The organism is Streptomyces sp. URMC 127, assembly GCF_051386535.1.
In the GTDB taxonomy this organism is placed as follows: Bacteria; Actinomycetota; Actinomycetes; order Streptomycetales; family Streptomycetaceae; genus Streptomyces.
On record NZ_JBPQTW010000064.1, the window covers coordinates 19,748 to 30,687 of the forward strand.

General features: G+C 72.7%; 10 protein-coding genes. 3 read left to right on the plus strand and 7 right to left on the minus strand.

The window, feature by feature from the left end:
- Positions 1-113 precede the first annotated feature (113 nt).
- Positions 114-1,076 (minus strand): 2-hydroxyacid dehydrogenase, encoded by a 963-nt coding sequence (locus ACSNOH_RS16035; protein WP_436722005.1) that lies wholly within the window; start codon positions 1,074-1,076, stop codon positions 114-116.
- 73 nt (positions 1,077-1,149) lie between these two features.
- Between ACSNOH_RS16035 and ACSNOH_RS16040 the strand changes: the two genes are divergently transcribed.
- The 3 genes from ACSNOH_RS16040 to ACSNOH_RS16050 all read left to right on the plus strand — a co-directional run bounded on the left by ACSNOH_RS16040 (position 1,150) and on the right by ACSNOH_RS16050 (position 3,703).
- Positions 1,150-2,142 carry an aldo/keto reductase gene (locus tag ACSNOH_RS16040; protein WP_436722006.1) on the plus strand — a complete coding sequence of 331 codons (993 nt, stop codon included), beginning with the start codon at positions 1,150-1,152 and terminating at the stop codon, positions 2,140-2,142.
- A gap of 127 nt (positions 2,143-2,269) precedes the next feature.
- A complete protein-coding gene (locus tag ACSNOH_RS16045; protein WP_436722007.1) occupies positions 2,270-3,445 on the plus strand; it encodes a PQQ-dependent sugar dehydrogenase in 1,176 nt (391 codons plus the stop codon).
- Between the two features lie 78 nt (positions 3,446-3,523).
- Positions 3,524-3,703: a DUF6191 domain-containing protein gene (locus ACSNOH_RS16050; RefSeq protein ID WP_436722008.1), complete on the plus strand. Its 180-nt coding sequence runs from the start codon at positions 3,524-3,526 to the stop codon at positions 3,701-3,703.
- Here the strand turns inward: ACSNOH_RS16050 and ACSNOH_RS16055 are convergent.
- The 6 genes from ACSNOH_RS16055 to gatC all read right to left on the minus strand — a co-directional run bounded on the left by ACSNOH_RS16055 (position 3,666) and on the right by gatC (position 10,495).
- Positions 3,666-5,897: an MMPL family transporter gene (locus ACSNOH_RS16055; RefSeq protein ID WP_436722009.1), complete on the minus strand. Its 2,232-nt coding sequence runs from the start codon at positions 5,895-5,897 to the stop codon at positions 3,666-3,668. The two genes, ACSNOH_RS16050 and ACSNOH_RS16055, sit on opposite strands and share 38 nt — an antisense overlap.
- A 204-nt stretch (positions 5,898-6,101) precedes the next feature.
- Positions 6,102-6,689 carry an AMIN-like domain-containing (lipo)protein gene (locus tag ACSNOH_RS16060; RefSeq protein WP_436722010.1) on the minus strand — a complete coding sequence of 196 codons (588 nt, stop codon included), beginning with the start codon at positions 6,687-6,689 and terminating at the stop codon, positions 6,102-6,104.
- 223 nt (positions 6,690-6,912) lie between these two features.
- Positions 6,913-8,421: an Asp-tRNA(Asn)/Glu-tRNA(Gln) amidotransferase subunit GatB gene (gene gatB / locus ACSNOH_RS16065; protein WP_436722011.1), complete on the minus strand. Its 1,509-nt coding sequence runs from the start codon at positions 8,419-8,421 to the stop codon at positions 6,913-6,915.
- A 26-nt stretch (positions 8,422-8,447) separates the two neighbouring features.
- Positions 8,448-8,702, minus strand: coding sequence for a hypothetical protein (locus tag ACSNOH_RS16070; protein ID WP_436722012.1), 255 nt, complete (start codon positions 8,700-8,702; stop codon positions 8,448-8,450).
- Complete coding sequence (gatA, locus tag ACSNOH_RS16075) at positions 8,699-10,192, minus strand: Asp-tRNA(Asn)/Glu-tRNA(Gln) amidotransferase subunit GatA (RefSeq protein WP_436722013.1); 1,494 nt, start codon at positions 10,190-10,192, stop codon at positions 8,699-8,701. Before gatA ends, ACSNOH_RS16070 begins: the two co-directional genes overlap by 4 nt.
- A gap of 6 nt (positions 10,193-10,198) precedes the next feature.
- Complete coding sequence (gene gatC / locus ACSNOH_RS16080; RefSeq protein WP_030368121.1) at positions 10,199-10,495, minus strand: Asp-tRNA(Asn)/Glu-tRNA(Gln) amidotransferase subunit GatC; 297 nt, start codon at positions 10,493-10,495, stop codon at positions 10,199-10,201.
- Positions 10,496-10,940: the final 445 nt, after the last annotated feature.

A 10,940-nucleotide genomic window follows, 5' to 3' on the forward strand; every position in this document is an offset into this window, starting at 1 on the left:
CGTCCGGACGATACACCAGACTCGTCACTCAGGGACATAGCTCATATACATAGCGTAATCAGCCACGGGGTTATGGACACTGAGTGCAGTCGAACGGTACCTCTACGTGGTAACTAGCGCGCGGTGACTACGACATTTTGCAGTGGCGCGTCCAGAGCGAATCTGGCCAGCTGATCACGGAGCAGCCGCCCGGCGCGCGGCATGAAGGCCGAGGAGGGCCCACCCACATGGGGGGTGATGAGCACCCCCGGAGCGCTCCACAGCGGGTGGCCCGGCGGCAGCGGCTCGGGGTCCGTGACATCCAGGGCGGCACGCAGCCGACCTGCGTCCAGTTCGGCGAGAAGGGCCTTGGTGTCGACGATCGGACCGCGCGCGACGTTCACCAGCAGCGCGCCGTCCTTCATCCGCGCCAGGAAACCTGCGTTGACGAGCCCCCGGGTCTCCTCGGTCAGCGGCGCGGCGAGCACCACGACGTCGGCGCCGGGCAGCAAGCCGGGCAGGGCGGCGATCGGGTGCACGGGACCGCGCGCGCTGTCCCGCGCGGAGCGCGCGACGCGTGTGACCCGCGCGCACTCGAAGGGCACGAGCCGGTCCTCAATGGCGCTGCCGATCGAACCGTAACCCACAATGAGCACCGACTTGTCGGCCAGCGCCGGGCGGAAGCCCTGCCGCCACTCCCCCGCGTCCTGCGCGCGCACGAAGCCGGGGATGTCGCGCAGTGCGGCGAGCGTGAGCGCCAGGGCCAGCTCGGCCGTGCTCGCGTCGTGCAGCCCGCGGGCGTTGCACAGCACGGCGCCCTTCGGCAGCCGCTCCACGGCGGGCAGCAGGTGGTCCACGCCCGCGGTGAGCGCCTGCACGACGCGTACGCGCGTCATGGCGGCCAGCGGGCGCAGGCACGGCTCGGGGTCGGTGACGTACGGGACGACGTAGAAGTCGCAGCGGGCGGGGTCCGTGGGGAACTCCGGGCCGCCGTCCCAGAAGGCGTAGTCGAGGGTCTGCGGCAGGCCCTCGATCCGCTCGGCGGGGAAGGGCAGCCAGACCAGGGGGCGGCCGGAACCGCTGTCATCTGCACTCATGCCTGGAGGCTATGCGATCCGGCCACCGCGGCAGAGGTTAGTTTGGGGGCGAGGAACGGGAGGGGTACGGCCGGTGGAGCGCAGGAATATCGGTGCGACGGCGCTCGAAGCGGGCGCGATCGGCCTCGGGTGCATGCCCATGCACTGGGGATACACCGCCTCCCAGCAGAGCGGGGAGACCGCGCTGCGCACGGTGCACGCGGCGCTCGATGCAGGAACGTCCCTGCTGGACACCGCGGACATGTACGGGCCGTTCACCAATGAGTTGCTGGTCGGGCGGGTGCTACGGGAGAGGCGCTCCGAGGCGTTCGTGTCGACCAAGTGCGGGCTGCTGGTGGGCGACAGCCACATCGTCGCCAACGGCCGCCCCGGGTACGTCAAGCGCGCCTGCGACGCCTCCCTGCGCCGGCTGCAGACCGATGTGATCGACGTCTACCAGCTGCACCGGCCGGACCCCGAAGTGCCGGTGGAGGAGACCTGGGGGGCGATGGCGGAGCTGGTCTCCGCGGGCAAGGTGCGGGCGCTCGGCTGGTGCGCCATCGGCGCCCGCACGCGCCGCAGGTCGCGCGCCGGGCTCTACGACGCGACGATACGGCAGCTCGAACGGGTGCAGCAGGTGTTCCCGGTGAGCTGTGTGCAGGCGGAGTTGTCGGTGTGGTCCAGGGAGGCGCTCGACGCGCTGGTGCCGTGGTGCGCCTCCAGAGGAGTGGGCCTGCTGGCCGCCATGCCGCTGGGGAACGGTTTCCTCAGCGGCACGCTGACGCCCGGGCAGGGCTTCGAACCGCAGGACCTGCGGGCCCGGCACCCGCGCTTCACCGCCGAGATGATGGCGGCCAACCAGCCGATCGTGGCGGGGCTGCGGCGGGTCGCGCTGCGGCACGACGCGACGGCCGCGCAGGTGGCCCTGGCCTGGGTGCTGGCCCAGGGGCGGCACGTCATACCCGTGCCGGGGACGAAGAAGCCGGTGTGGGCGGTCCAGAACGCCGCGGCCGCCCGGCTGCGGCTGACACCGGAGGACCTCGCGGAGATAGCCGCGCTGCCCCGGGCACTGGGCTCCTGGGACTGACCGCGGGACGCTCGCCGCAGTGGCTGTTGGCCGTTGCGGCGAATACGGGTGGGCCGGGGATCCGGCCCCGCCGTATGGCACAGTGCCGACTGAACGACACGCGCCCCCGGCGAGAGGACCCCGTACCGTGCGACGACGGCCCCGTGCTCGTACCCGCGCCGCTGTCCTGGCCGCCGCCGCGCTGCTCGGCGTCGCCGGCTGTTCGAGCGAGGACGGCTTTCCCGGTGAGGGGCCGCGGCAGGGCTCCTCTGCCAAGTCGCCCGGCACGGCGGCCCCTTCGGGCTCGCCGGCGGCCTCCCCCGCGCCCGCCACCGGATCCGTCAAGGTCGTCCGGACGCTCACCACCAAGCTCGGCACCCCGTGGGGCCTGGCCGCGCTGCCCGGCGGCGATCTGCTGGCCGGCTCCCGCGACACGGGAAAGATCGTCCGGGTGTCCGCCAGGGACGGCGCGCAGACCGAGGTCGGCGAGGTGCCCGGCGTCGTCAAGGGCGGCGAAGGGGGCCTGCTGGGGCTCGCGGTCTCGCCGGACTTCGCCACCGACCGGCTCGTGTACGCCTACTTCACGACCGACTCGGACAACCGCATCGCCCGCCTGCGCTACGACGAGGCCAAGCCGGCGGGGCAGCGCCTGGGGGCGCCCGACACGGTGCTCCGGGGCATCCCCAAGGGCACGGTGCACAACGGCGGGCGCCTCGCCTTCGGCCCCGACCGGATGCTCTACGCCGGCACGGGCGAGGCCGGGCAGCGCGGCCCCGCCCAGGACCGGAAGTCGCTCGGGGGGAAGATCCTGCGCATGACGCCGGACGGCCGCCCCGCGTACGGCAATCCCGAGGGGGACTCGGTGGTCTACTCCTCCGGGCACCGCAACGTGCAGGGCCTGGCGTGGGACGCGGGCAAGCGCCTGTGGGCGTCGGAGTTCGGCCAGGACACCTGGGACGAGCTCAACCTGATCCGGCCCGGCGGCAACTACGGCTGGCCGGACGCGGAGGGCAAGGCGGGCCGGTCCGGCTTCACCGACCCCGTCGAGCAGTGGAAGACCTCGGACGCCTCCCCCAGCGGCCTCGCGTACGCCAAGGGCTCGCTGTGGATGGCCGGGCTGCGCGGCGAGCGCCTGTGGCGGATCCCGCTGGACGGCACGAGGCCGGTGGCCGCCCCGCAGGCGTTCCTGCAGGGCGAGTACGGGCGGCTGCGCACCGTGCTCGCCACGGACGACGGCGGGCTGTGGGTGACGACGAGCAACACGGACGGGCGCGGGAAGCCCGGCGCGGAGGACGACCGCATCCTGCGCCTGGAGGTGAGCTGACGCACTCCGCCCGCGATTCCCGTGGACCGTACATCCGTCCGCCTATGCTGGACGGACGGGACGGCGACGGGAGTCGGGATGTTCAACATTTTCGAGGAAGTGTTCTCACCGGGCCGGAAGCACGCGCACGAGGAGGCGAAGCGCCTCGAGCTCACGCGTGAGGACACCGGGGACGCCGATCCCGCCCGCGGCCCGGTCGACCTCGACTCGGGCTGCGTGGTCATACGCCTGCCGCGGCAAGGCTCCGCTCAGGACTGACCCCGGCCACCTCCGGCTCGGGCTCGGGGAGGCTCGCCGGCGTCACCGGCTCCACCGGCTCGGGCGGCTCGATGCTGAGCCGGGGCAGGCGGCGGTCCAGCCACGCCGGCAGCCACCAGTTGGCGCCGCCCAGCATGTGCATGAGGGCCGGCACCAGCAGGGTCCGCAGCACGAAGGCGTCGAGGGCGACGGCCACCGCGAGGCCGATGCCGAACATCGCGATGACGCGGTCGCCGCTGAGCACGAAGGCCAGGAAGACCGAGATCATGATCACCGCCGCGGAGTTGATGACGCGGCTGGTCTCGGCGAGCCCGACCCGTACCGCACGGCAGTTGTCGCGCGTGGCCAGCCACTCCTCGTACATCCGGCTGACCAGGAAGACCTGGTAGTCCATGGAGAGGCCGAAGAGCACGGAGACCATGACGACGGGCAGGAACGGCTCTATCGGGCCCGCCCCGCCGAGGCCGAGGTGCTCGCTGCCCCAGCCCCACTGGAAGAGCGCGACGACGACGCCGAAGGACGAGGCGACGGCGGCGATGTTCATGACCGCGGCCTTCAGGGGGATGCCGATGCTGCGGAAGGCCAGCAGGAGCAGCAGGCAGCCCAGGCCGACGACGGTGCCGACGAAGAGCGGCAGCTTGCCGAGGATGACGCCTGCGAAGTCGTCGTAGCTCGCGGTCATGCCGCCGACGCGCACGTCCACGCCGCTGCCGGCGGCCGCCTTCGGCAGCACGGTGCCGCGCAGCCGGTCCACGAGGTCGCTGGTGGCGCGCGACTGCGGGGAGGTCGTGGGGACGACGCTGATGACACCCGTGTCGCCGCTGGTGTTCACCTCCGCGGGGGAGGCGGCGGCGACGCCCTCGGTGTGCCGCAGGGTCTCCGGGAGCCGGGTGAAGGCGAGCCGGTCGGCGGCGCTGTCCAGGTCGGCCACGAGCGTCAGGGGGCCGTTGACGCCGGGGCCGAAGCCGCGGCCGAGCATGTCGTACGCCTGCCGGGTGGTGGCCGAGGCCGGGCCGGTGCCCTGGTCGGAGGTGCCGAGGTGGAGGGAGAGCGTGGGCAGTGCGAGCACGAGCATGACGGCGGCCGCCACGGTGCCCAGCAGCTTGGGGTGGCGCTCGACGAACGCGGCCCAGCGGGCGGCGAGGCCGGTGGGCGGCTCCGCGGCGGGGCCGCCGGCCGCGCGGCGGAGCCGCTCGCGGCGGCCGAGGGCGCGGTCGCCGATGACGCCGAGGAGCGCGGGCAGCAGGGTGACGGACGCGGCGACGGTCAGGACGACGGTGAGCGAGGCGGCGAGGGCGACGCCGTTGAGGAAGCTCAGCCGCAGGATGAGCATGCCGAGCAGCGCGACGCACACGGTGCCGCCGGCGAAGACGACGGCGCGGCCGGTGGTGGCGACGGCCCGTTCGGCCGCGACGGCCACGGGCAGGCCGGCGCGCAGGCCCTTGCGGTGCCGGGTGACGATGAACAGGGCGTAGTCGATGCCCACGCCGAGGCCGATGAGGGTGCCGAGCATGGGGGCGAAGTCGGCGACGTTCATGACGTGGCCGAGGAGCTGGGTGCCCATGGCGGCGGTGCCGACGCCCACGAGGGCGGTGGCGATCGGCAGCAGGCTCGCGGCCAGCGAGCCGAAGACGACGAAGAGCACGACCGCGGCGACCGCGATGCCGATGATCTCGCTGAGGTGGCCGCCCTTGGTCTCCGCGCCGGCGATGCCGCTGCCGCCGAGGGCGACGTGGAGGTTTCCGTCCGCGGCGGACCGCGCCGTGTCGACGGCCTTCTTGGCCAGCTCCTTGCCGGGGACGCCGTCCGTGAAGGTCAGGGAGGCGTACGCGGTGTGCCCGTCGGGGCTGATGCGGGCGGCGCCGCCGGGGCCGCTGTACGGGCCGCTGACCGACTCCACGCCGGGGAGCGCCGAGAGCTCGTGCAGGACGCCGGTCATGCGCTCCTCGACGGCGGCGGCGCGCACGGTGCCGCGGTCGGTGTGCCAGACGACGGTGTCGTCGCCGCCCTGGCCGGGGAAGCCGGCCTCCAGCAGGGCGCTCGCGCGGGCGGCCTCCGTGCCGGGCACGGCGTAGTCGTTGGAGTAGGCCGGGCCGGTGAGGAGGGCGGCGGCCGCGGTGCCCGCGAGGGCGACGAGCCACAGCACGATGACGGCGGAGCGGCGGCGCAGGCACCACCGTGCGAGTGAGGTCATACGGGCTGCTTCCCGGGTATCGCGTCGAGCTCGCCGGGATGCCGACCCGTGCTGTTCCGAGCGCTGGGGCTACTGGGCTCGGGGCCCCGGACTGCATCGGGTGCAGACGATGCGGAGGGGGCCCCTCACCGAGCCACTGTGACAGCCGGAAAAGATCCTTTGTCCGCTTTGTGGCCCACCCCACACGCGGGTGCGGGGAGCCGCTCAGCCCTGGGGCTGCCAGCTGTGGGCGACGTCCACCACGATGCGGTTGCGCTCCTGGAAGACGCGGAAGGGCAGGCGCGCGCGGACGCCGACGCCGACGAGGGTCTCGCCCTCGAAGCTGCTGGCGAAGCGGGTGTCCTGGAAGGTGCGGAAGCCGGTGAGGTCCACGCCGGTCAGCGGCTGCCCGGCGTGGCCGGGGTAGCGCGCCTCGCCGGTGTCCGGGTCGTAGCTGGGGGCGGACACGCGGACGGCCAGCACCGCTCCCCCGGCGACCGGGATGGGGTCGCCCGAGCCGTCCTGGCGCAGCTGGTCCACGTACTCGACGCGGTAGCCGATGCGGTGGTCGCCGATGCCCTGGACGTCGAAGACCAGGCGGTCGAAGCACTCGTGCTTCCCCGCGCGGATGTCCAGGAGCGGCTTGTACGCACTGGTCGACGCCGTCTTGAGCAGGCTCCCCCAGCCCGTCTCGCACTTCGCCGCGGCGGCCGGTGCGCCGGCGTCCGTCGCCGCGCCGGCCGGGACCGTCGTCGCCAGCAGGCCGGCGCCCGCCAGGGTGACCGCCGCCAGCGCTCTGCTCAACCGTCTCATGTGCCAACCCCCATACCTCGGTGGCGGGCACAGGGTGGGCCCGCCCGCTTCCGCGATCATCCCGGACGGGGGCCGTGAAGGCCATAGAGGGCAAGAAACCAGCCATTTGCGGGCCAATTACGGACAGACAATGGCCGCCCCTCCGAAAAGGGGCGGCCATGAAACGTCAGGCAGGGAGCGGAAGATCAGCCTTCGACGCCGAGGCGCTCCAGACTGTGCTCAATTATTCCTTCGCGGCAAGCCGCTCAAGAATCAGCTCCCGGACCCGGGCCGCGTCGGCCTGGCCGCGCGTGGCCTTCATGACCGCGCCGACCAGGGCACCCGCCGCCGCCACCTTGCCGCCGCGGATCTTGTCCGCGATGGCCGCGTTGGCCGCGATGGCCTCGTCCACGGCGGCGCCCAGGGCGCTGTCGTCGGAGACGACCTTCAGGCCGCGCTTCTCGACGACCTCGTCCGGGCCGCCCTCGCCCGCGAGCACGCCCTCGATGACCTGGCGGGCCAGCTTGTCGTTGAGCGAGCCCTCGGCGACGAGCGCCGCGACCCGGGCGACCTGCGCCGGGGTGATCGCCAGCGCCGCGAGGTCCGTGCCGGACTCGTTGGCGCTGCGGGCCAGCTCGCCCATCCACCACTTGCGGGCGGCCGCGGAGTCGGCGCCGGCCTCGACGGTGGCGACGATCAGGTCGACCGCGCCCGCGTTGAGGATCGACTGCATGTCGTGCTCGGAGACGCCCCACTCCTCGCGCAGCCGGTTGCGGCGCACGCGCGGCAGCTCGGGCAGGGTCGCCCGCAGCTCTTCGACCCACTCGCGGGAGGGGGCCACCGGCACCAGGTCCGGCTCGGGGAAGTAGCGGTAGTCCTCGGCCTCTTCCTTGATGCGGCCCGACGTGGTCGAACCGTCCTCCTCGTGGAAGTGCCGGGTCTCCTGCACGATCGTGCCGCCGGCCGACAGCACGGAGGCGTGCCGCTGGACCTCGAAGCGCACCGCGCGCTCGACGGAGCGCAGCGAGTTGACGTTCTTGGTCTCGGAGCGGGTGCCGAACTTCTCGGTGCCGTTCGGGCGCAGCGACAGGTTCACGTCGCAGCGCATCTGGCCCATCTCCATCCGGGCCTCGGAGACGCCCAGCGCCTTGATGAGCTCGCGGAGCTCGGCGACGTAGGCCTTGGCGACCTCGGGGGCCCGCTCGCCCGCGCCCTCGATCGGCTTGGTGACGATCTCGATGAGCGGGATGCCGGCGCGGTTGTAGTCCAGCAGGGAGTGCTGGGCGCCGTGGATGCGGCCGGTGGCGCCGCCCACGTGCGTGGACTTGCCGGTGTCCTCCTCCATGTGGGCGCGCTCGATCTCCACGCGGAAGACCTCGCCGTCCTCCAGCTGCACGTCGAGGTAGCCGTTGAAGGCGATCGGCTCGTCGTACTGGGAGGTCTGGAAGTTCTTCGGCATGTCCGGATAGAAGTAGTTCTTCCGGGCGAAGCGGCACCACTCGGCGATCTCGCAGTTCAGCGCGAGACCGATCTTGATGGCGGACTCGACGCCGGTGGCGTTGACCACGGGCAGGGCGCCGGGCATGCCGAGGCAGACCGGGCAGGTCTGGGTGTTGGGGTCCGCGCCCAGCTCCGTGGAGCAGCCGCAGAACATCTTCGTCTTGGTGCCGAGCTCGACATGGACCTCCAGGCCCATGACGGGGTCGTAGGAAGCCAGCGCGTCCTCGTACGACACCAGTTCAGTGACGGTCACGGAAAACTAACCTCTCAGGTCCTGGCTCAGTCCGCGAGGACGTCGTCGCTGTTCATCCGGCGCAGTTCGCGCACCAGCAGGGCCACGCCGGTGGCGATGGCGGCCGCGGAGACGATCGCGTCGACCAGCTGGAGCGTGTCCTGCTCGCCGCGCGCCTTCTTCGCCTGCTTGATCACGCTCACGGCGCCGAAGAGCGTGGTGCCGATCGACAGGTACGTGCCGGGCTTGGACTTCTTGAAGCCCTTGGCCTTCTTCAGCGCGCTCGTCTTGTTCTCGGTCACAGCGACGGTGCCTCCTCGAGCAGGTGGTGGCCCCAGCGCTCGGTGAACGCGGCCTCGACCGCGGCACCGACCCTGTAGAGCCGGTCGTCCTTCAGGGCGGGAGCGATGATCTGCAGACCGACCGGCAGGCCGTCCTCGGGCGCGAGGCCGCAGGGCAGCGACATGGCCGCGTTGCCCGCCAGGTTGGTCGGGATGGTGCACAGGTCCGCGAGGTACATCGCCATCGGGTCGTCGGCGCGCTCGCCGATCGCGAAGGCGGTGGTCGGGGTGGTCGGCGAGACGATCACGTCGACCTGCTCGAACGCCTTCTCGAAGTCGCGCGTGATGAGCGTGCGGACCTTCTGCGCCGAGCCGTAGTAGGCGTCGTAGTAGCCCGAGCTCAGGGCGTACGTGCCGAGCATGACGCGGCGCTTGACCTCGGGGCCGAAGCCGGCCTCGCGGGTGAGGGCGGTGACGTCCTCGGCCGAGCGGGTGCCGTCGTCGCCGGTCCGCAGGCCGTAGCGCAGGCCGTCGAAGCGGGCCAGGTTCGAGGAGCACTCGGACGGCGCGATCAGGTAGTACGCGGCCAGGGCCAGGTCGAAGGACGGGCAGTCCAGCTCGACGATCTCGGCGCCGAGCTCCTTCAGCAGCTCGACGGACTCGTCGAAGCGCTGCAGGACGCCGGCCTGGTAGCCCTCGCCGCGGAACTGCTTCACGACGCCGACGCGCATGCCGGCGACGGAGCCGTTGCGGGCGGCCTCGACGACAGGCGGGACCGGGGCGTCGATGGACGTGGAGTCCATCGGGTCGTGGCCGGCGATCACCTCGTGCAGCAGGGCCGCGTCCAGGACCGTGCGGGCGCAGGGGCCGCCCTGGTCGAGGGAGGAGGAGAACGCCACCATGCCGTAGCGCGAGACCGCGCCGTAGGTGGGCTTGACGCCGACCGTGCCGGTGACGGCGGCGGGCTGGCGGATCGAACCGCCGGTGTCCGTGCCGATCGCGAGCGGGGCCTCGTACGCGGCGAGGGCCGCGCTGGAGCCGCCGCCGGAGCCGCCGGGGATCTTGGTGAGGTCCCAGGGGTTGCCGGTCGGGCCGTAGGCGCTGTTCTCCGTGGAGGAGCCCATCGCGAACTCGTCCATGTTGGTCTTGCCGAGGATGACGACGTCCGCGTCCTTCAGGCGCCTGGTGAGCGTCGCGTCGTACGGCGGGAGCCAGCCTTCGAGGATCTTCGAGCCGACGGTGGTCGGGATCCCCTTGGTGGTGAAGATGTCCTTCAGCGCGAGCGGGACGCCGGCCAGCGGGCCGAGCTTCTCGCCGCGGGCGCGCTTGGCGTCGACCTCGCGGGCCTGGGCGAGGGCGCCCTCGCGGTCGACGTGCAGGAAGGCGTGCACCTTCTCGTCGACTGCCTCGATACGGGCCAGGTGGGCCTCGGTGACCTGGACGGCGGTGAGCTCGCCCGAGGCGATCTTCTCCGCGATCTCGGCGGCGGTGAGCTTGATGATGTCCGTCATAACGGTTTAGTCCTCCCCCAGGATCTGCGGCACCTTGAAACGCTGCTGCTCCTGGGCGGGGGCGCCGGAGAGCGCCTCCTGCGGGGTCAGCGACGGACGGACCTCGTCCGGACGCATGACGTTGGTCAGCGGCAGCGGGTGGGACGTCGGGGGGACGTCCTGCTCGGCGACCTCGGAGACGCGGGCGACCGCGCCGATGATGTCGTCGAGCTGGCCGGCGAAGTGCTCGAGCTCTTCGTCCTTGAGCTCCAGACGTGCCAGCCGGGCGAGGTGGGCTACCTCCTCGCGCGTGATGCCAGGCATTCGGCGATCCTCAGGGTTTGTGACGGATTCTGGGCGGGTTGTGCGCCCAATCCTATGGCGCCGGGCGCCGTGCCTGCTAAACGCTTTCCGCGTGGCCGCGACGGGGCGCCTCCGGCGGGGGCGGCCGCACGGGCCGGGTCGCTCGGCACGGGGTGCCTAGGGCGGTGGGCGGCAACTCTAGGAACCGGGTCGCTCGGCACCGCCGGGGTCCCCGGTGGGGGTCGATCGCCGTTGCGGCGGGAGGGAGTGCCCGGGCCCGGGGCGGGCGGCATGGCCTACGGGGCCGGGTCGTCCGGCACCGCCGGGATCCCCGGTGGGGGTCGATCGCCGTCGCGGCGGGAGACAGTGCCCGGGCCCGGGGCGGGCGGTCTGTCCTACGGCCGGGTCGCTCGGCACCGCCGGGGTCCCCGGTGGGGGTCGATCGCCGTTGCGGCGGGAGCCAGTG

Bases quoted from the DNA above. Each gene is read 5' to 3' on its own strand.
- ACSNOH_RS16035 (WP_436722005.1), bottom strand. From the start codon at position 1,076: ATGAGTGCAGATGACAGCGGTTCCGGCCGCCCCCTGGTCTGGCTGCCC.
- ACSNOH_RS16050 (WP_436722008.1), top strand. From the start codon at position 3,524: ATGTTCAACATTTTCGAGGAAGTGTTCTCACCGGGCCGGAAGCACGCG.
- ACSNOH_RS16055 (WP_436722009.1), bottom strand. From the start codon at position 5,897: ATGACCTCACTCGCACGGTGGTGCCTGCGCCGCCGCTCCGCCGTCATC.
- ACSNOH_RS16060 (WP_436722010.1), bottom strand. From the start codon at position 6,689: ATGAGACGGTTGAGCAGAGCGCTGGCGGCGGTCACCCTGGCGGGCGCC.
- gatA (WP_436722013.1), bottom strand. From the start codon at position 10,192: ATGACGGACATCATCAAGCTCACCGCCGCCGAGATCGCGGAGAAGATC.
- gatC (WP_030368121.1), bottom strand. From the start codon at position 10,495: ATGCCTGGCATCACGCGCGAGGAGGTAGCCCACCTCGCCCGGCTGGCA.